Origin of the sequence: Austwickia sp. TVS 96-490-7B, assembly GCF_019331795.1 — a bacterium.
Taxonomy (GTDB): Bacteria; Actinomycetota; Actinomycetes; order Actinomycetales; family Dermatophilaceae; genus Austwickia.
This window is the reverse complement of record NZ_JAHPZL010000002.1, coordinates 54,283-74,695: the sequence shown is the minus strand read 5'-3', so window position 1 is coordinate 74,695 and position 20,413 is coordinate 54,283. Positions and strand designations below refer to the sequence as shown.

Annotated in this window: 19 protein-coding genes; 10 read left to right on the top strand and 9 right to left on the bottom strand. The window is 63.2% G+C overall.

The window, feature by feature from the left end:
- Positions 1-51: 51 nt before the first annotated feature.
- From rpsT to KEM60_RS02585, 5 genes are all read right to left on the bottom strand, one after another.
- Positions 52-312 carry a 30S ribosomal protein S20 gene (gene rpsT, locus KEM60_RS02605; RefSeq protein ID WP_219105962.1) on the bottom strand — a complete coding sequence of 87 codons (261 nt, stop codon included), beginning with the start codon at positions 310-312 and terminating at the stop codon, positions 52-54.
- 213 nt (positions 313-525) lie between these two features.
- On the bottom strand, positions 526-1,509 hold the full coding sequence (gene holA / locus KEM60_RS02600) for a DNA polymerase III subunit delta (RefSeq protein WP_219105961.1): 984 nt from the start codon (positions 1,507-1,509) through the stop codon (positions 526-528).
- Positions 1,506-3,608, bottom strand: a complete 2,103-nt coding sequence (locus KEM60_RS02595; RefSeq protein ID WP_255574163.1) for an ATP-dependent DNA helicase — start codon at positions 3,606-3,608, stop codon at positions 1,506-1,508. Before KEM60_RS02595 ends, holA begins: the two co-directional genes overlap by 4 nt.
- 77 nt (positions 3,609-3,685) lie before the next feature.
- Complete coding sequence (gene hflX, locus KEM60_RS02590) at positions 3,686-5,299, bottom strand: GTPase HflX (RefSeq protein ID WP_219105960.1); 1,614 nt, start codon at positions 5,297-5,299, stop codon at positions 3,686-3,688.
- 28 nt (positions 5,300-5,327) lie between these two features.
- A complete protein-coding gene (locus KEM60_RS02585) occupies positions 5,328-6,350 on the bottom strand; it encodes an N-acetylglucosamine kinase (protein ID WP_219105959.1) in 1,023 nt (340 codons plus the stop codon).
- Positions 6,351-6,541: 191 nt separating this feature from the next.
- On the opposite strand from KEM60_RS02585, the gene KEM60_RS02580 reads away from it, so the two are divergent.
- From KEM60_RS02580 to KEM60_RS02560, 5 genes are all read left to right on the top strand, one after another.
- The gene (locus KEM60_RS02580) at positions 6,542-7,828 is read left to right on the top strand and encodes a sugar ABC transporter substrate-binding protein (RefSeq protein ID WP_219105958.1); all 1,287 of its coding nucleotides are present in this window, start codon (positions 6,542-6,544) and stop codon (positions 7,826-7,828) included.
- A 113-nt stretch (positions 7,829-7,941) separates the two neighbouring features.
- Positions 7,942-8,781, top strand: coding sequence for a carbohydrate ABC transporter permease (locus KEM60_RS02575; RefSeq protein WP_219105957.1), 840 nt, complete (start codon positions 7,942-7,944; stop codon positions 8,779-8,781).
- 44 nt (positions 8,782-8,825) lie between these two features.
- Positions 8,826-9,629: a carbohydrate ABC transporter permease gene (locus tag KEM60_RS02570; protein ID WP_219105969.1), complete on the top strand. Its 804-nt coding sequence runs from the start codon at positions 8,826-8,828 to the stop codon at positions 9,627-9,629.
- The gene (locus tag KEM60_RS02565; RefSeq protein ID WP_219105956.1) at positions 9,626-11,698 is read left to right on the top strand and encodes an N-acetylmuramic acid 6-phosphate etherase; all 2,073 of its coding nucleotides are present in this window, start codon (positions 9,626-9,628) and stop codon (positions 11,696-11,698) included. The genes KEM60_RS02570 and KEM60_RS02565 overlap by 4 nt, the downstream gene beginning before the upstream one ends.
- A 43-nt stretch (positions 11,699-11,741) precedes the next feature.
- On the top strand, positions 11,742-13,376 hold the full coding sequence (locus KEM60_RS02560) for a family 10 glycosylhydrolase (RefSeq protein ID WP_219105955.1): 1,635 nt from the start codon (positions 11,742-11,744) through the stop codon (positions 13,374-13,376).
- Between the two features lie 131 nt (positions 13,377-13,507).
- Here KEM60_RS02560 and KEM60_RS02555 read toward each other — a convergent pair whose 3' ends face one another.
- Positions 13,508-13,825, bottom strand: coding sequence for a WXG100 family type VII secretion target (locus KEM60_RS02555; RefSeq protein ID WP_219105954.1), 318 nt, complete (start codon positions 13,823-13,825; stop codon positions 13,508-13,510).
- Positions 13,826-13,928: 103 nt separating this feature from the next.
- Here KEM60_RS02555 and KEM60_RS16805 point away from each other — a divergent pair, with 103 nt between their 5' ends.
- The 4 genes from KEM60_RS16805 (at position 13,929) to KEM60_RS02535 (ending at position 17,665) form a co-directional block, all read left to right on the top strand.
- On the top strand, positions 13,929-14,021 hold the full coding sequence (locus KEM60_RS16805) for a hypothetical protein (protein ID WP_219105968.1): 93 nt from the start codon (positions 13,929-13,931) through the stop codon (positions 14,019-14,021).
- A gap of 583 nt (positions 14,022-14,604) precedes the next feature.
- Positions 14,605-16,272, top strand: a complete 1,668-nt coding sequence (gene lnt, locus KEM60_RS02545; protein ID WP_219105953.1) for an apolipoprotein N-acyltransferase — start codon at positions 14,605-14,607, stop codon at positions 16,270-16,272.
- A 29-nt stretch (positions 16,273-16,301) separates the two neighbouring features.
- A complete protein-coding gene (locus KEM60_RS02540) occupies positions 16,302-17,132 on the top strand; it encodes a polyprenol monophosphomannose synthase (protein ID WP_219105952.1) in 831 nt (276 codons plus the stop codon).
- Between the two features lie 5 nt (positions 17,133-17,137).
- On the top strand, positions 17,138-17,665 hold the full coding sequence (locus KEM60_RS02535; RefSeq protein WP_255574159.1) for an FxsA family protein: 528 nt from the start codon (positions 17,138-17,140) through the stop codon (positions 17,663-17,665).
- 122 nt (positions 17,666-17,787) lie between these two features.
- On the opposite strand, the gene KEM60_RS02530 is transcribed toward KEM60_RS02535, so the two are convergent.
- Positions 17,788-18,141 carry an RNA polymerase-binding protein RbpA gene (locus KEM60_RS02530; protein WP_219105951.1) on the bottom strand — a complete coding sequence of 118 codons (354 nt, stop codon included), beginning with the start codon at positions 18,139-18,141 and terminating at the stop codon, positions 17,788-17,790.
- Positions 18,142-18,517: 376 nt separating this feature from the next.
- Here KEM60_RS02530 and KEM60_RS02525 point away from each other — a divergent pair, with 376 nt between their 5' ends.
- Positions 18,518-18,691, top strand: coding sequence for a CsbD family protein (locus KEM60_RS02525; protein ID WP_219105950.1), 174 nt, complete (start codon positions 18,518-18,520; stop codon positions 18,689-18,691).
- A gap of 69 nt (positions 18,692-18,760) precedes the next feature.
- Here the strand turns inward: KEM60_RS02525 and KEM60_RS16375 are convergent, their stop codons facing one another.
- Positions 18,761-19,330 (bottom strand): N-acetyltransferase, encoded by a 570-nt coding sequence (locus KEM60_RS16375; RefSeq protein WP_255574158.1) that lies wholly within the window; start codon positions 19,328-19,330, stop codon positions 18,761-18,763.
- 649 nt (positions 19,331-19,979) lie between these two features.
- On the bottom strand, positions 19,980-20,357 hold the full coding sequence (locus KEM60_RS16800) for a DUF2695 domain-containing protein (protein WP_219105948.1): 378 nt from the start codon (positions 20,355-20,357) through the stop codon (positions 19,980-19,982).
- Positions 20,358-20,413: the final 56 nt, after the last annotated feature.

Genomic DNA, 20,413 nt, shown 5'->3' with positions numbered 1-20,413 from the left:
GCACACCGGGTCACGCCCCTCAATAACCATGCCCGTGGGGCATGGTTAGGCTCACATGCCCGCGTGAACCTTGGCCATCGCCGACTTCTTGTTGGCGGCCTGGTTCTTGTGGATGACGCCCTTGCTCACGGCCTTGTCGAGCTTGCGGCTCGCCAGGCGCAGCGCTTCGGCCGACGCGTCCTTGTCGCCGGAGGCAGCAGCCTCGCGGAACTTACGGACCCACGTGCGCAGCTCCGACTTGTACGCCTTGTTGCGCTCGGTGCGCTTGGCGTTGGTCAGGATGCGCTTCTTCTGGGACTTGATGTTGGCCACGGATTCTCTCCTGGTCGATCGGCTGCCCGGGGGCAGGCCCGGCCTCGGGGTCGGTGGCGTGGTCAGCCACCGGTCAAGGACAGGCTATGGATTGCGTGACAAACGCACGACCTGGGCGCGCACGCAAAGATCAACGCTACCAGGGGATTTTTGTCAATCAAAACGCCACCAATATCAACCGATTCGCTGCAGCCGGTCACCACATCGATGTCATCACCGTTGACGTGCTCCTCGGGCCTGACAGATTGCCAGGATCGCCCGTTCTACCGCGAACTGGGGATCCCGTCCACCACCTTTGACCTCGAAATCGGCAGCGGCCACAGCTTGCACCGCCACCCCGAGCCCATCCAAGGTCCATCCATTCAGGGCCTTACGGGCCCGATCAATCTGCCACGGTGCCATTCCCAATTCCTTAGCCAACACGGCACCAGACCCGCGTGGCGCTCCGGCGACTTTGACCAGTTGGCGCAATTGGGACGCACACACCGCGACGATCGGCACCGGATCGACCCCCGCCGCTAACGCGTGCCGCAGCAATCCCAAGGCCGGTCCTTGCTGGCCAGCGATCGCAGCGTCAGCGACCCGGAACCCAGTCGCTTCGATCCGACCACCGTGATAGGTCTCCACCACCCGTTCATCAATTTCGCCAGTGGTGTCTGCCACAAGTTGTGCACAGGCAGAAGCCAACTCGGAGAGATCTTGGCCCACGGCCTCGACGAGCGCCCGCACCGCTTCCGGGGTGGCTCGGCGGCGCTGACGCCGGAACTCAGTGACCACAAACTCTGATTTGTCCCGGTCAGTTTTGACCGCTGGCGCAGACAACACCCTGGCCTGCGCCGACTTCAGCGCATCGAGCAGTTTTTTCCCTCGGTTACCGCCCTTATGGGTGACGATCAACGTGACGTGATCAGCGGGATCACCGATGTACGCCAGCGCATCGGTGAGGAGATCTTCTCCAGCCTCGTCCACCCCGGTCACGACGAGGGCGATAGTCCCCCCAAACAAGGACGGACTGGTGTGCACCCCGATTTGCCCACGCTGATATCCCGCTGCCGCCAACTTGACGACATCGATCTGCGGGTCGGTGGCTCGTAACGCGTCCACGGTGCTGGCGAGGGCTCGCTGGGCGAGGAGTTCTTCAGGTCCAGAAATCAGCACGAACGGCGGTACGCCAGTGCTCGTCGGGGCGGCGCTCACTGTGTCAGCCTGTCATGACCCACCGACAACGCGGTGACCTCGATGGACTCATCGAGCGCCGCGTTCGTCCCCTGATCTGCGACGTCGCTGGTGGCGTCGCGAATGGCTTCCGGCGAGGCGGGGCGGGAGGTGGGTTCACGCACCGGAAATACCGGACCGGCGCTCGCGTCGAGGCGTTGTAGTGCCGAGCGGACCAGCTCGGTGTCCGTGGTGGGCCAGAACGGCGGCAATGACCGCTGGAGAAAACCGGCGTACCGGGCGGTCATCATCCGAGGGTCGAGGAATGCCACCACGCCCCGATCGTCGGCATGTCGCACGAGACGCCCCGCCCCCTGAGCGAGGCGCAATGCCGCGTGGGTCGCGGCGACCGACATGAAACCGTTGCCACCGCGGCGGGAGATCTGTTCGCTACGGGCACTAGAGAGTGGGTCGTCCGGGCGGGGGAAGGGAATGCGGTCGATGATCACCAACTGGCATGAGGGACCTGGGACATCGACGCCTTGCCACAGCGACAACGTGCCAAACAGGCTGGTGCGAGCGTCCCGGGCGAATTCTCTGACCAAGGTCGGCATCTGATCGTCACCTTGGCACAGGATGGGATACTCCTCCCCCAGACGTGTCCGCAGCGTCTCTGTGGCGTCCCGCGCCGCCCGCATTGAGGAAAACAACCCGAGTGTGCGTCCCCCAGCAGCGCGGATCAGGGCTTCCATCTCGTCGAATACTGCCGTCGCGGTGCCATCTCTCCCCGGAGCAGGAAGATGCCGAGCGACGTAGGCGATGGCTTGCGACTGGTAGTCAAACGGACTTCCCACGTCGAGGCCATCCCAGTCGGGAGCATCCGCACCGACGAGCCCCATCGTGCCTGCGACAGCGGTGAAATCACCACCGAGTTCCAAGGTCGCGGAGGTGAGGACGACCGTGCGGTCGGTGAACAGGGTGTCGCGCATCAGCATGGCCACGCTCATCGGCGCGACCCTCAGCACGGGGCCACGCCGTACCTCCCTGGTCAACCACACCACGTCGAGCTCACGGCCTTCCAAGAGCCGCTCGGCCACGATGAAAACGTCGTCGACAGCAGCCCGCGCCATCGCCCGGTCGCCGTCGCCGTTGGCTGGGGGGCGCCGACCCGGTTCGGGTTTCAACGCGGACTGCACGGTGCGCGCCGCATCCAGGATCTGCCTCAGGGCCAGGAGTACAGGTTCGGGAAGCTCCGTGAGTCGGCCTTCGGGCACCCCTTCCAATGCTCCCTCGAGGTGGTCGCCAGTGGCCGCGAGCGCTGCGGTGTCGGCGAGTCGAGCGGCTTTTTTTGCGGCAGTGGCGACGGTGCTGGGTGAGAGTTCGTCGGTGATGGTCGCGGTGACTCGGTCGACGAGTTCGTGGGCTTCATCGATGACGAGCAGGTCGTGTTCGGGGAGCAGACTGCGGTTTTCGAAGGCGTCGATGGCCATGAAGGAGTGGTTGGTGACGACGATGTCGACGTCTTGCGCGGCGGCGCGGGATCGTTCGACGAAGCATTCCTGGCGCATCGGGCAGGCGGTGCCTAAGCATTCTCGGGCGCTGACCGACATCTGGCGCCAGGCGCGTTCGCTGACACCGGGGACGATCTCGTCTCGGTCCCCGGAGTCAGTGTCGTCAGCCCAGTCGCGCAGCCGAAGGATTTCCTCGCCGAGCTGAGATGTTTCCTTGCTCATGGCAAAAAGGGCGTCTTCGTCGTCGACGGGAAAGCCACCAGCGGTTTTGTGCAGGCACAGATAGTGTCGTCGCCCTTTGACCAACGCATACGTCGGCCGTCGTCCGATCTGATCGCGGACGGCGTCAGCGAGGCGGGGCAGGTCCCGGTCAATGATTTGGGCTTGCAGGGCCAGCGTGGCGGTCGCCACGATCACCGGGTTGCCGGTTTCCACAGCGTGGGCCAGCGCTGGCACCAGGTAGGCCAAAGATTTGCCAGTACCGGTGCCCGCTTGGACCAGAAGGTGCCTGCCGGTGTCGACAGCGGTGTCCACGGCACGGACCATGTCGATCTGGCCGGGGCGTTCAGTGCCGCCGATGCCGCCGACGGCAGCGGACAGCAGGGCGAGACGGTCAAAGGTGGCGGGCACCGGCCCAGCGTAGGGGGTGCTGGGGACATCCGGGGGTGCGGTCTCGTCGGTGGGGCGCGCGTCGGAGGGGATGTCGGTCAGGCTGGGGGGTCTTCGACGTACGGGGTGGTCTCGTCGACGAGCGCGACCGGGACGCGCACGTGCAGTCGAGTGCCTCCGGCGGTGTGTTCTTCGGCGAGGATGTCGGCGTGTTCGTGGAGACGGTGGACGAGGTCACCGCGGTGGTAAGGAATGAGCAGCTGCCGGTCGATGTCGGGTCGTGGGATGAGTTCGGCAATGGTCTCGGCGAGTTCGCTCAGTCCGGTGCCGGTGCGCGCGGAAACGACGATGATGTCGCGTTCGCGTCGTTGCAGGCGGGCGAGGACGTCGGGGTCGGCAGCGTCGGCTTTGTTGATGACCACGATCTCGCGCGGACCGACGTGGATGTCCTGTCCGTCGCGTGCAGCTTGACGATCACTGGGGTCGCTGGACCAGCCGTCACGGATCAGGGCGTCCCGGTCGTTCTCACCAGTGAGGCGGGCTTTGTCCGCACCTTGGGCGATGACGTCGGCGAGAACTTCCCGGACGGCCACGATCTGACCTTCAGGGTCGGGGTGTGAGCCGTCGACGACGTGCAGGAGGACGTCAGCGTCGGCGACCTCTTCGAGGGTGGACCGGAAGGCTTCGACAAGTTGGTGCGGCAGGCTCCGCACAAAGCCGACCGTGTCGGAGAGAGTGTAGGGGCGGCCGTCGGGGGTGGTGGCGCGCCGTACCGTCGGGTCGAGGGTGGCGAACAGGGCGTTCTCCACGAGGACTCCAGCGCCGGTGAGTCGGTTCAGCAGCGACGATTTGCCAGCGTTGGTGTATCCGGCGAGGACCACGGAAGGGACAGCGTTGTCCCGGCGAGCGCCACGTTTGGTGTCGCGGGTGGTTTTCATGGCGCGGATCTCGCGGCGCAACTTGGCCATTCGGGAGTTGATACGGCGCCGGTCGAGTTCGATCTTCGTCTCACCGGGGCCACGCGATCCGATGCCGGCGCCACCGGCGACCCGGCCACCGGCTTGCCTAGACATCGATTCACCCCAGCCGCGCAGACGCGGCAGTAAGTATTGGAGTTGTGCCAGTTCGACTTGAGCTTTTCCTTCGCGGGATTGTGCGTGTTGGGCGAAAATGTCCAAGATCAGCGCGGTCCGGTCGATGACTTTGACCTTGACGATGTCTTCGAGGGCGCGTCGCTGACTGGGGGAAAGTTCTGCGTCGCAGACCACGGTGTCGGCGCCTTCGTCGGCGACGATGTCGCGGAGCTCTTCGGCTTTGCCCGATCCCAAGTAGGTCGCCGCGTCAGGGCGCTGTCGCCGTTGCAGGACGCCTGCCATGACCTGAGATCCTGCGGTTTCAGCGAGAGCAGCGAGTTCCCGCATCGAGTTTTCAGCGTCCTGTGCGGTGCCATCGCACCACACCGCGGCGAGGACCACTCGTTCCAGTCGCAATGCCCGGTATTCGACTTCGGTGACATCTTCGAGTTCGGTGGACAGCCCGGCGACGCGGCGCATCGCGGCGCGTTCTTCACGGTCGAGCTGGTCACCGTCATAGGAGACGAAATCGGGATCGTCCTGGTGCCAGCCATCATCGTCTGAGAGGGCGCTGGCGCGGGTGGCGAACAGGTCGGTGACCGCAGAGGTGGCGGTGGAGTCACTGGAAGGTCGCGTCATGGTGCCTCCAGAGTGTCACGGGACGCGCTCAAGCCGCCAACTGTATTTTTTGTCGCAGTTCAGCGGCCAACGACGTACGGTCGATCGCGTCGTATCCGGCGGATTCCGCAGCGAGCAGGCACGCACCCACCACGGGGTGGTTGACGTACACCGCTTCAGGGAAAGCAGCCACGATGCGGTGACGGACCGGACCATCGGCGAGAAGCCCCCCTGCCAGCACGACTGGCCCAGTGGCACTCCCCCGGGCCGCCGCCAATGTCGATATCAGTGCGGCGCCAGCGTCGGCGACGATCGTTTCAGCGACCGGATCAACATCGCTGAGCTGCACCGCGACATGCGCGAATCGTGCCCACTCGGCGGGGCGCAGTTCGTCACAGGCCCGGATCACATCCTGAGGCGAGCAGTCAGGTGAAATCCCCAAGTCAGCAGTCACCCGCGCGGTCAACAATGTCACCGGTCCGGCGCCATCAACGTGGGCTGCGACAGCACGCAACACGCGACGCCCTATCCACGTCCCGGACCCGGTGTCCCCGAGTAGCCATCCCAGGCCGTCCCGACGGTGGATGAGACGCCCACGACGGTACGTCGCGGCCACCGCACCTGTCCCAGCGATGAGCACCGTCCCATCCAGCAATGACGAGCCCGCCCGAAAGGCGATATCCACGTCGGTCGCCAGAGTCACCGGGGCCGTGAGACCGGCAGCAGCGATCCCGGCATGCACCGATCGTTCAATGTCAACGCGTCGGGCTGACCCTGCACCCGAAGCTCCCACCCCCACCATCATGGGTGCTGCCTCCCTGGCATGGCGGCCCTGTGCACTGTCGCTGCCGGTCAGATCGATGCCGGACATCGCATGTGCTCGGGAGATCGCTGCCGTCAGACAGGTCGATACCTCCCCGGGCGAACTCCGCGGGTTGCCCCCAGCGGCTACGCCGACTCCGAGGACGTGACCGGTTTGGTCGCACCACACCGCCCGGGTCGCCGTGCCGCCGATATCAACGCCGAAGAAGGTCACCGCCGCGACGTCACCCGGACCGTGTCGATCCGACATAGCGCGACCCTCCTGCTGTGACAGCATTCACGGAATCATGGCCGTCGTTGTCACCGGCATTCCTCCCCTGTCAGCGAATAACGTGGGGTTCCAGGATCAAGCTACCCCCACCCCATTCAATTCAGGACGTCTACATCGGGCCTGATCTTCTCAGGCCCGGCGTACTCCCGCAGGAACGACGAGGAGAGCTGATGGGCATACGAACAGCCGCCGTAGCCGCCACCGTCTTGGCGGTGACGTTGAGCGCTTGCGGCAGCAGCACCGAGAAATCCTCCGGGAACGCCGACGGGACGGGTAAGAAACTCACCGTCTGGATCATGGAAGGAACCAACCCAGACTCCAGCGCTTACTTTGATGCCGCTAAAAAAATGTTCAAGGACACCACGTCCGCTGATCTGGACATCCAGATGGTCCCGTGGGCGAGCGCGAAAGATAAGTTCACCACCGCTATCGCTGGTGGCACCACTCCCGATGTGGCTGAGGTGGGCAGCACATGGACAGCTGAGTTCGCTGACGCGGGCGCTCTAGCCGACCTGACTGAGCAGGTCAAGGACACCAAGCTCGATGGCGACCTGGTGGCGGCGTTGAAAGATGCTGGCACCGTCGACGGCAAACTCTATGGCATGCCGTGGTACGCCGGAATTCGCGCTTTCCTCTACCACAAGGACATCTTCGCAAAAGCTGGCATCACGACGCCCCCAAAAACGTGGGCCGATCTGAAATCCGCGGTCGACGCGATCAAAAAGACTCAGCCCGACGTGATCCCCTTCGTGGTCCCCGGAGCCAGTGAATTTACCGTCACGCCTTTCATTTGGGGGGCGGGTGGCACTCTTGCCGCCCTCGACGGGGATCGGTGGACGTCGCGGATCAGTGACACCCATGCTGTCGAAGGCATCACCTTCCTCGCCGACATCGCTCTCACCCAGAAGTCCTCCACACCGGCTGCTGCCACCTGGAATGAAAAGGACGTCCTGACGGCATACGGGAAAGGAAACGTCGGAATGGTCGTGGCTGGGTCTTGGACCCCCACCACGCTGAGGAAGAACTCCCCCACTGTGGCAGCCAAGACCGGCGCTTTCACCGTCCCCGGAAAAAACGGCATGGCGCAATCCTTCGCTGGCGGCTCTCATCTCGCCATCTTCGAGAAGAGCAACAATAAGAAGTTGGCGTTCGAGTTTGTGAAGCTCATGACCACCGGTGATCTCGCCACCCGCTGGGGCCAGGAATCCCACTACTTCCCCGGTCGTACCAGCCTGCTCAGCGACCGGGCCACATCCGGTGATGACATCACCAAGGTCTTCGCCACCCAGATGAGCCAGGGCGCGGCATCCGTACCGGTCAGCCCGCTGTGGGGAAAGGTTCAGGGCAAGAAAGTGATCCCGACGATGATGCAGTCAATCCTGTCCGGCAAAGCCGCGCCACGACAGGCAGCTGAAACCGCAGCGAAAGACATGGACGACATCTTTACCGCCCAGTGAACAACGTGATCACTGATAAGCGGCATGGCCTCCCCCACCTACGAGGTCGCCTCGGCCATCTGAACACCCTCCGACTCAGGCCGTGGCTTCTGTTGACGCCAACCCTGGTCATCATGGCTGTCCTCATGGGGTGGCCGCTGATTCGAGTGGTGTGGCTGTCCTTTCAGCAGTACGGCCTGCGGGAAATTACCCGGGGCACCACCCACTGGGTGGGGCTGGACAACTATCGAAAAATTCTCGGCGACCCTTATCTGTGGACGACGGTGCTGCCCAACACTGTCGGATTTGCCGCCGGTTGTGTCGCCGCGACAGTAGTCCTGGGCACGCTCGTCGCCTTGTTTCTCCACACCTTGCCCCGCCGGGTTCGCCAGGTCACTGCTGCCGCTGTCCTGGTCGCCTGGGCTGTCCCCGCGATCACTGGCACCTACGTGTGGGTGTTCCTCTGTGACCCCGGAGACGGCTTCGTCACCCACGTCCTTGGCGGCCTCGGCTTGATAGACACCGGACAGATCAACTGGTTCCTCAACCGGACATCATTCTTTGTCATCGCTGGACTCAACGTGGTCCACCACGGATTCCCCTTCGTGGCGATCACCGTCCTCGCTGGATTGTCGACTGTCCCGACAGACCTCTACGAAGCGGCCATCATGGACGGGGCCGGGGCGTGGCGCCGGTTCTGGAATATCACCGTGCCCGCCCTCTCACCGATCTTCGCAGTGGTGACCATCCTGTCGACCATTTGGGATTTCAAAGTGTTCACCCAGATCTACCTGATGCCCGGCGGAGGCGGCACCAACAAAGACGTCGCCAACCTCGGCGTGTGGAGTTATGCCACCAGCTTCGGGCAAGGCAAATACGGACTCGGCTCAGCCATAGCGGTCCTCCTGACGCTGCTACTCCTCGCCATCACCACCGTCTATCTGAAGACCGTGTTCACCCAGGAGGAATTGTGAAGGCCACCGCAAGGCGACAGACGACCTTCCGGCGTACCCGCCAGATGTGTTGGCACAGTGTCGGAGTCATCGCCCTGCTGACCTTCACCCTGTTCCCGGCGTACTGGATGGTCTCCACCGCCGTCGACCCGCACGCCAGTGCCCGCGGCGGCAACCTGCTCCCCAGCGGAGTCAGCTGGGAACATGTCCAGCTGGTGTGGTCCCGAGCCGGCTTTGGCCGCTACCTGATGAATTCCGCCATCGTCGCCGCACTGACCGTGACCGTGAGCTCACTGGTGGCGCTCCTCGCCGCAGTGGCGGTCGCACGTTTTCAGTTCCGTTGTCGCACCACAGTGATGGTCATGATCCTCATCGCTCAAATGATCCCCCTAGAAGCACTGGTCATCCCACTATTCCTGCAGGCCCGTTCACTACACATGCTCAACAGTCTGCTCGGCTTGTCCATCGTGTATCTCGCGTTCTCGCTGCCCTTCGCGGTATGGCAGCTACGTGGTTTCGTCGCCGCCATCCCCCGCGAAGTAGAAGAAGCGGCGTACGTCGACGGATGCAGCTGGATCCAAATGTTTCGGCAGATCCTCCTCCCCCTCGTCGCCCCCGGGCTGGTCGCAACCAGCGTGTTTTCCTTCATCACCGCATGGAACGAATTCATTTTTGCATTGACTTTCCTGCAAGATCAGCAGAAATACACCGTCGCAATCGGGCTCCAAAAATTTTTTGGCGAAAACACTGCCGACTGGGGATCAATCATGGCGGCATCAACCCTACTGACCATGCCCGTCGTGCTCTTCTTCCTCGCGGTACAACACCGCATGGTCTCCGGACTATCAGCAGGAGCCGTCAAAGGATGAGCACGCTCCCAGACACCGCCCTAGCAGCAGGAGTGCTCATCACCGGATTTCCCGGCACCCACCTACCCGACTGGCTCAAAAAAGCCCTCGACGACGGACTCGCCGGAGTATGCCTCTTCGGCGAAAACACCCCCGACATCCCCACCACCCGCAACCTCACCGACACGATCCGAGCCCACCGCAGCACAGACGACGCGCCCCTCATCGTCATCGACGAAGAAGGCGGCAAAGTCACCCGACTGCAAGTAACCCACGGATCCGTGCTCCCCGGCGCGGCAGCCCTCGGAACCGCCAACGACACCACCCTCACCCAAGAATGCGGCACCGCGATAGGGCACCTCCTCAGCCTGGCCGGCATCGACATGAACCTGGCACCCTGCCTCGACGTCACCAGCGACCCAGACAACCTGGTCATCGGAACCCGCTCATTTGGCACCGACCCCACCACCGTCATCCGACACGGGACAGCCTTCGCCACCGGACTCCACGCCGCCCACATCGCTTGCTGCGGCAAGCACTACCCCGGACACGGCGCCACCCACACCGACAGCCACCTCGACCTGCCCGTCGTCACCACCCACCCCACCCTGCTCCGCACCCGCGACCTCGCCCCCTTCACCCACCTCCTCACCAACGCCACCCTAGACGCCGTCATGACCGGCCACCTCGTCGTCCCCCACCGCGGACCCGACCCAGCGTCCCTGTCCCCGTGGGCCACCCAAGAAATCCGCGCCACCGGCTTCACCGGACCAATCCTCACCGACGCCCTCGGCATGCGAGCCATCACCCGCCACCTCACCCTCGGCGAAGCCTGCGTACGCGCCCTCCTCGCCGGAGCCGACCTGCTCCTCCTCGACTCCCCACACCACCGAGACCCCCACACGTCGTACCGCCACGCCATCACCGCCATCACCACCGCACTCACCTCCGGGCGACTAGATCGCGCCGCGCTCGCTGCGTCCGCTGCACGATCCGCGGCCCTACGACGACAGCACCTCAACGCGGCATCACCTCACCTGCGCGAAGATGCCCGCGCTGTCAACGTTGAGCTGACTCGGCTCGGCCAGATCGTCACTGACCGGGCCGTCCAGGCGCGCGACGCCGTATCCCCCCCTGGCGTCGAGTTGACCTGGAGCACCGAACAACCCTGCCCGTCCGCTACCGACCTCGACACCCTCGACACCGCCCATGTCGTCGAGGTCATCCTCGACGCGGACCAGCATGTCGCCGCCGCCGTCCGAGCCGTTGCCCCCCAGATCGCCGCCGCCGCTGACCTCATCATCAGCACGCTCACCGCGGGAGGTGTGGTGCATTACCTTGGCGCAGGCACATCCGGACGGCTCGGTGTCCTCGATGTCACCGAACTCCTCCCCACCTACCACGTCGGTGACGACGCCTTCCGGGCGCACCTGGCTGGCGGGCCCGCCGCTATGACCCGAGCCGTTGAAGGCGCCGAAGATGATGACGCTGCCGGGTCGCTCATCGTCACGCACGCTGGGCCACACGATCTGATCATCGGCCTCACCGCCAGCGGTCGCACGCCGTACGTGCGAGGAGCACTGCACGAAGCACGCCGACGCGGACTGACATCCATCCTGATCTCCACCAACCCTGCCGCCCCCCTCAAGGACCTCGCTGACGTCGCGATCCTGCCCGACACCGGCCCTGAAGTCATCACCGGCTCAACCCGGATGAAAGCCGCCACCGCCCAAAAAATAGTGCTCAACGCCCTGTCCACCGCAGCGATGGTGCGACTCGGCAAGACCTACCGCAACCTGATGATCGACATGACCCCCACCAACACCAAACTCCGCGCCCGATCAGTGCAGATACTCACCACCGGCAGCGGATATCCCCCCGAAGAATGCGCTCGCGCGCTCCAGGCCGCTGACGGTGATCTTCGGCAAGCCCTAGTGGCACTTCTCGGCGGAATACCACCCACCGACGCCGGCATGCCATCGGTACGCCGCGCCGTCATCCACCATCCCCCCAATCCAGATCGCATCGGTGATCCCTCCGGAATCCGCAGCGCCGCCGCTGCCTTACGTGCCGCTGGAGGTGAGATCTGATCGCCTCCCACCGCTGCCACCTCCCTGCACGAAGGAGCACGCCATGTCGAAATTCACCGTCACCGCAGCCGCACTGCTGATCCTGGCCAGCCCACTGACCACCCCAACAGCGTCAGCCAGCAGACCCGCTTCCTCGCCGTCCCCAGCGTCGACAGGCGCCGACTCGCCCAGCACAACTGGCGGGACCAGCTCGACTGCACAATGGCGTAGCTACTGGGTCGACGCCTTCAACCCTGGCATTTACACCAGGGCACAGGTCACCCAGCTCGTCTCCGACGCTCAGAAAGTCGGCGCCAACACCCTCGTGGTGCAGACTGCGCGCCGCTTCGACTGTTTCTGCAACCATGCGCGCTATCCCCGCACAGAAGCAGGGATCGCACCAGCGCCGTACGATCCACTCGCCGAAATCATCACGCAGGCGCATGCGGCCGGACTTCAAGTGCATGCCTGGATCAACACCACCACCTTGTGGAATTCAGCAACTCCCCCCACATCACCAGACCACGTCTTCAATCAACACGGCCCCACCGCGTCAGCAGCGCAACGCTGGCTCAATCGGCGAGTCGACGGCACAGAAATCGTGGGCACTCATTCTTTTGTTGATCCCGGCAACCCAGCAGTCGTCGACTATATCGTCGATGCGGTGGACTCAATTCAACGTCATTACGACGTCGACGGCATCAACCTCGACTACATCCGCTATCCCGACCACAACACTGGTGAATACGCCAACGACTGGGGCTATACAGACGTCGCGTTACGCCGATTCGCCGCCCATACGGGACGCACCGACCGCCCCACCGCCAGCGACCCCCAATGGTCCCAGTGGCGCAGAGACCAAATCAGCAACTTGGTCCGACGTATCTATCTCAGCATGTATACCCGCGATCCGCGAGATCGCCTGTCCATCAACGGCATCACTTACGCCTACGGACCTTCGCATTACGGCAGTTTCAGCAAAACCCGCACCTACCTGAATGTGCTCCAAGATTTCGACACTTGGCTGCGTGAGGGATACCTCGACACCGTCGCAGCGATGAACTACAAGCGACAACAGCTACCAGAGCAAGCAGAAATGTTCACCACCTGGAATGATGGGCTGCGTCAACTCGGCAAAGACACCCACCGGCATATCGTCAGTGGCCCCGGTCTCTATCTCAACTCGGTGACTGATTCAGTGGCGCAAGCACGGGCCATCACTCAAGCGGGGATGGGCTGGAGTGGATTTTCCTACGCCAACGCGTCGACGACCGCCACTGCTTCCCCCGACCCGAAAGTCAAAACCGCTGAACGAGACGCCCTAGCGGCGGCGTTAACGGCCTCAGTGTTTACCACACCAGCTACCGTCCCAGAGTTGCCATGGAAAAAGACAACCGGCGTCCTCAGCGGCCGCATCTTCCGCCACGGCAGGCCAGCAGACAATGTGTCAGTGACGATTCGTCGCACCAGCGCTCACCGTGCTGGCATTAACGGCTCTGCCGCTATCGGTGACACTCGCCTCATACGGACCGATGGATCCGGATGGTACGGCGCAGCAGGGCTGACCCCAGGCACGTACCAGATGGCGATCACCCACACCGGGGTGAACACACAAATCCTCACCGTGCAGGTGCCTGCCGGGCGCAATACCCGCCTTGACCTGCAACTCGACGACACAGTCCGTATCGATCATCCCTGATCACCGCACGCAGAATCCACGCCGGCATCGCATGGGACCAGCTATGGCCCCTGCTGCCGCGTCCGTGCCACGAACTCCTCACCGGACTCCCTGCGCCCCCACCGTCGCACCGCAGGTACGGTCAACGCCCCTCAAGACCAGAGATCGGTGTTGTGGGTGGCGACCGTGGTGTAGTTCTTGGATCCGGTTTCGGCTGCTTTTCGCATGATGTTGAGTGAGGTGTGCATTTCGGTGGCGCCTTTCGCCCATTCTTTTTGAGCAGCGGCTTGCGCGTCGGCTGCGGCACCGGTCCAGATGTGGTGAAGTCGACGTACGGTCTCTTCGAGGTCTTTGAGGGATGTTTCGAGGTGACGCTCGAATGCGGTGAGGTCGGCGACGGTGGGTGAGGAGATCTCTGTGGGCCGCGGCGATGCGGGTGCGTCGCGGCTCTGAACCGTCGGTGGGGGCACATCGCTATGGTGATGACCCGACCCTCAACTCACGACCCTCACTGACCCTTGAGGGCGCACTTGGCGGTGGGAACGAGACGCCGCGGGTCAGGTCCTCGCTCAGATCGATGTCAACGGGGCACGCACCGCTGACGAACGTGACGTGACCGGTCGGGTCACCTCACGCACCAACGCCGTGGGTCGGAAAGCGCGGTAGTAGAGGCTGGCGGTGTCGACCAGCATCAAGGTTCCGGGGGTGGCGGTTCCGTGGCGGGTCGGGGTCATGGGGACATCGTGTCATTGTCCGGGCGGTTGGTCGGGGGTGCGGTGGGCGTGGGGGCCGCGGGGGAGCAGTGGGGGGTGTGCTGTGATGCAAAAGTGATCTGTGGGGGAGGTGTTTTGAGGGCTTCTCATCGACTTCTTTGTCTGAGAGGAGAATTCGGTGAAGTCCCAGGTGGCTCAGTGGTCGACGGGTGTCGCTTAAGGCAGCTGTGGTGCTCAATTCCGGTGATGTGAAGTAGATCTCGAGGAGATAATCCGGATCGTCGAGGCAGGTGTGGTGAGCAGCGCTAATACCATGTTCTTGCTGGAAGCCGCCTAGTTGACAGCAGGGCTCGACCAGATAGGTTGAAACGAGCCACCTGTCGCCTTCGTCGTTCGTGTGGCTGGACTCGAGGCCCGCACGCCCAGTAGAAAACACCCCTCCACGGGGAAGGCCCCAACGGCGTGCGGGTCTTGCCATGCACGGACGAGAAGGCGGCGGGTCGGCCCTGTCACGCGGGCCAGGTAACCTGGCCCGCGTGCCTGGCCGTCTCCTTCTCAGTGTTCTCGCCGGTCTGTCGTTGTGGCTGGCTCAGCCAGGTTTCGACATCTGGCCTGCCGCCCCGATCGGGGTGGCGTTGTTGGCGTTCGCGGCTCGCGACGTCGGTGGTCGGCGGGGGGCATTGCTGGGAGTGATCTGCGGGGCAGCTTTCCTCACCCCGTTGTTGTCCTGGACTGGCATCTATGTCGGGCCGTTCCCTTGGCTGGCCTTGAGTGTCTTGGAGGCGTTGTACTACGGGCTGGTGGGGGCGGTCGTGGGGATGGTGCCGGTGCGCAATCGGTGGTTCCCTGGTCTGCTCGGAGCTGCTTGGGCCACGATGGAATTGCTGCGCAGCACCACGCCGTACGGGGGATTCCCCTGGGCGAGGATCGCGTTTGGGATGGCCGATTCGCCTTACGCCCCGTTGGCATCGTGGGTGGGTGCGCCTGGGGTGGGCTTCGTCGTTGCCGCAACCGGTGGGGCTTTAGCGGTGGTGGCGGCTCGCTGTTGGCTGCGCTGGGTGGCTGTGCCACGGGCGGGTCGTCATCCATTGCCAGGGGGCCGATGGGCTCATCTGCGGGAATATTGGTGGCGTCGGCGGGGTGAGAGCGGGACTCGGCGGATCGCCTCCTCAGAGGGCATGCACGTCGCGGGGAAAGCTGCGATGCGTCGGGCGGGGGTTTCCCCGACATGGAAAGGGCTGGTGGTCGCGGCAGTGCTCACTATCCTGCCGCTGGCGATTCCGTTGTCCACTGAGGGTCCGACCGCCAGGTTGATGGCTATCCAGGGCAATGTGCCGACTGCTGGTCTGGAGTTCAATGCGCAGCGACGAGCGGTGTTGGACAATCATGCTCGGCTGACCGCCAAGGCTGCTGAGGATCGAAGGGATCGCCATACGCCGACTCCAGACTTGGTGATCTGGCCAGAAAATGCGTCCGACATCGATCCGTTGCGCAACGCCGATGCGGCGCAGATCATCGCTGATGCGGTGCGCACTATCGGCGCCCCGACCCTGGTGGGCGCGGTGCTCTCCGAACCGGTGGATCACGTGACTAACGCTTCGCTGCTCTATGTACCTGGCCAGCAGCAACCCACTCAGCGGTATGACAAGCGACACCCGGTGCCCTTCGGTGAGTACATCCCGCAACGTGAGTTCTTCCGGATGTTCTCCGACAAGGTCGATCTGATCCGTCGAGACTTCGTCGGCGGCACCAAGGTCGGCGTGATCCGGGTGCCCAGGGCAGGGGGAGCGCCCGAGGTCGCCGCTGGCATCAACATTTGCTTTGAGGTGGCCTATGACGACTTGGTGCGCGACGGCGTGCGTGCAGGGGCGAACGTCATCGTCGTCCAAACCAACAACGCCACGTTCGGTTATACCGACGAGTCAGTTCAACAACTGGCGATTTCTCGGATTCGGGCTATCGAACATGGTCGCAGTGTGGTCCACATCAGCAATGTCGGGGTGAGTTCGCTGATCACTCCTGACGGGGTGCCGCACGGATGGACGGGGAAGTTCCAGCCCGCTGTGCTTGATGCCGACATGCCGCTACGCTCCGAGATGACACTGGCCACCCGCCTGGGTGACGTCCCCGCGTGGCTCGCGGCCGCCGTCACGGTGTGGGCGATGGGGTCATCGTGGTGGCGTCGGCGCCGTAGGATGAGCTGACCCACTCAGACGTCAACTTCGAGGGACCGATGCCCGTCTTCAACCGCCTTCGCCAGGTCAACCCGCAGATCGAGGACCGGGAGCGTCACCCGCTGAACCGTGTCCTGATCCTCATCCCGACCTACAACGAGCGCGAGAACCTCCCGCTGATCGCTCAGCGCATCCGCGAGGCTGCTCCCCAGTGCGACATCCTCGTGTTGGAGGACAACTCACCCGACGGCACCGGAGAGGTCGCCGACCAACTCGCCGCAGCAGACGACAAGATCCAGGTCATGCACCGCAAGGGCAAGGAAGGCCTGGGCAAGGCCTACCTGGCTGGGTTCGAGTGGGCGATGGAGCACGGCTACGACGCGGTCGTCGAGATCGACGCCGACGGCTCCCACCGCCCAGAGCACCTGCCTGCTCTTCTCGCTGCCGCAGAGAACGCCGATGTCGTCATCGGCTCTCGTTGGGTGCCCGGTGGCTCGGTGGTTAACTGGCCGGCCCACCGTAAGGCGCTCTCGGTCTACGGCAACCTGTACATTTCGGTGCTTCTGGGTATGCCTGTACGGGATGCCACCGCCGGGTTCCGGGTGTACCGCACCGACGCACTGCGCATGATGGGTATCGAGAACGTCGAATCCCACGGCTACTTCTTCCAGACCGACCTGACCTGGCGGGCCGCGCAAGCGAAGCTGAAGATCGTGGAAGTGCCGATCACCTTCGTCGAGCGGGAGATCGGCGACTCCAAAATGAGCGGCGACATCTTCCGCGAGTCTTTGATCGGAGTCACCAAGCGGGGACTCGCTTTCCGCGCCGGACAGGCCAAGGACGCGGTGTCCCGAGTCCGTGAGGGTGGCTGGCAGTCGCTTAAGAAGTGACTCCCATGACGGGTGCCCGACCGGAGTTCTCGGCCACACCGGGAAAAGCGCGTCGGGCTGCCCGTCGCCGTCGACCCGGGCTGAGTGCGCTGGCTGTCCTCCTGCTGCTGGTGATGCCACTGCTAGAGATCGGCGTCATCCTCGCCGTCGGTCGCACGATCGGTGGCTGGCCGACATTTCTCCTCTTGCTGGTCGAGTCCCTTTTTGGGGCGTGGCTGATGAAACACGAAGGTAGGGAGGCATGGCGGGCTTTTGTGATGGCGTTGCAATCCGGCCGGATGCCTGCCAAAGAAATCGCTGACGCGGTGCTCATCCTTGTCGGCGGCGCTTTGCTGCTGACGCCTGGTTTCATCACCGACATCATCGGTTTCCTGGTGGTCGCCCCACCGACAAGACCGCTAGCCCGCCGCTTCCTGCAAGCAATGGTGGAACGACGGCTACTCGGAGCTGGCCCCTGGAATCCTGCCCCGGCTCCTGGCAGTCCACATGTGGTGACCGGCGAAGTCATCGACAACGACGATGCCGGTCGCTGACACGTCCTGAGCCACTGCGTTCAGTGCTCTTCAGGAGCTCAGCGCCACCATCGATCAACGAGCGGGAGGGGCGAACCACCGTGGTTCGCCCCTCCCGCTCGTTTCAGAATCCGAAAACCAGCTCAGGCTGTCTGCTTCGTGCTCTCCCCGCGGGACGCGCGCAGCAACGTCAACCGCTCCTGGAGGAGTTCTTCGAGCTCAGCGATCGAACGACGTTCCAGCAACATGTCCCAGTGGGTGCGGGACACCTTGCCGGGTTTGTCCTCAGAGGCTGGCCCATCGACTAGCTTGGCTTCCTGTCCACATCGGCATTCCCAAGTGGGGGGCACCTCGGCCTCAATGGAGAAGGGCAACTCGCTGACGTGGTTGTTGGCGCAGACGTACCGGGTGATCTGGCGCTCGGACAGGACGACGTTTTCGTCCGATTCCATGCTCAGGGCCGAAAGATTCGTTCCCCGCAGCGACCGCTCTGCCATGTCGTACCCTCCAAGAGTCGTGCCTGACTCGCTCGCCACTGATGTTGATTCATCGGCTCCAACGCCGATCTTGAGAGGCTTGTTCCCTGCTACGGGCGCCTCATCTACGCCTGCGCTCCTCAGCCGGTCGGCCGAGCGACCCAGGAACTCTACCGGCGGCGGCACTCTCAGCGCGAACCGAGATGTCGACACTCGCGCTGTGATCCTCGGCTGTGGAGCTAGACGCCACGGAGTCCACCAGGTCACTGTGGGGGAGTGACACGGCAATTCGGTAGCGCCCTCTACACATTGGTGCGGTCGTTCAGGTGTGAACTATCTCCAGCGGGGTACGAGACCCCTGCACACCTGTCACCAGACATGATGAAGGAGTATCACCGTGGGTATGAGCGACAAGATCAGCAACGCCGTTGACGGCGCCGCCGGCAAAGCCAAGGAAGCGATGGGCAAAGCCACTGACGACCCCCAGATGGAAGCCGAGGGCCGGGGCGACCAGGCCGTCGCTGACCTGAAGCAGGCGGGGGAGAAGGTCAAGGACGCTTTCAAGGGCTGACCGCACTTCGATCGCCTGAAGCGTGCTGGGTCTGGACGCGACCATTCCCCAGACCCAGCACGCTTTCTCTCATCCGAGGCCCAGTATCAGGTCGACTTCGTCCCTGATCGGAATTCCATTCTCCGCTACTCGAGGAATTTCAGGTTTCAAGCACCGGGCGACCGCCACAGCATCTGGGCGAACCCGAACCATTCGGAAGCCTTGGGATTGCCAGAATCCCAAGGCGGACAAATTGTCGTTTGTGGTCGTGACTGACAGTCCAATCACCCCTACTGCCAGTGCGCGAGCGGTCATCGCCTGAACTAGTGCTGTGCCGATCCCACGCCCAGGAGGGTCGGCGTCAAGAGTGATGATCTCCCAGGTCAAGCCCCGATCGACGTAAGTGATCATGCCGACATAATGTCGGGGTTTTTTGGTCGGTAACGACCGGGATAAACAGTGCTGATCTGACGGTGAGTAGCAAGCTTTCAAAGCAAATAAATCCTGGGCACGATGTCTTTTTCCGTGCACGACGATGGACTCTGAACCCCAATGCTCTTTTAGCCAAGAAGCCACGGAGCGCTCATCACGACAGGGCGAGATCCTTAATGGTCCGACTGACGAGAGGTCATCGCCGTGGCGAAACGATGTTTCCTCCATGAGACCTGTCTAGCAGGGAGGTGACGAGGTTGAGTAGGTGGGTCCTTTGCGTGATCCAGTGGGGGTCGTGAGTGACTGCTGGGGGTGCCGATCAATGCGATGAACGGCCACTAAGACGACGGAAGGTGGCTACCGAGGGTGTGCGATGGGTGCCATCCGTCAGGGTCCTGTCACTCCAGCCACATCTGATATTTTGCCGATAATCTACATTATGTCATTATCGCAGGCGAGGAGCCTCACTCGGCGCTGACTGTGCGATCCCCTGGTGCGCGCGATCGGCACCTGACCCCGCTGGGCCAAAAACCCCATTTTCCTGTTTTAGCTCATCGGCTTTTTTGGCTCATATCGGTTTTTTCGACTTCGGGTGCCCCCTAAGATGGGCCGGCACGTTTGTGCCCGGATCTTCCGAGGGGGATCGAACAGGCAATCCTCATTGTCAGCTTTTCTATCTATCACTTTGAGCACGTTTGTGCCCAACAGTCAGGAGGGGGATGGCACGTGTTGCTCGATCAATGCACAGGTGTGCCGCCGCGGACAGTACGTCGGCACAGCTGTGCAGATATGCGCCACTCCCCTGCACATCTCATGAAATGGGCAGCGGATCAGGTGGATTTTCTTCATGGGCACAGGGCCTTGATGGATCACAGAGTTAGGATCGGCGGCGCACCCATACCGTGCATGGTCGCGTTGACCCTCGCCGTACCCGTTGGCAGGTCGGCGTCGTGGTGGGAAGGGGACTCATCAACCCGGCGGCATGCGGATGTTCCAGGCCCTGACGCGGCACGTAAGCGTTCATGAGCACCTCGCAGTCGCAGTAACCACCCATGTGCGACAACCGGCGTAACAGCGCAGTTGCCTGAGGTGCAGTCACATCGCGAAACCGGGTCGTCCAGTGAAAACCTCGACACCCAAATTGACTGGTCATCCGCGTCAAATAACAGGTCAGACACTCACCAGGGTGCGGCCAGGTCTCTGTCACTGGCAGCACGTGGATGTCGGCGTCATGAGGGCCAGGCCGATCCTCCATGATGCTCCCCTGCTCCTATATCCGATGTTCATCAGCTGTGCCGATCGTCATAGTGG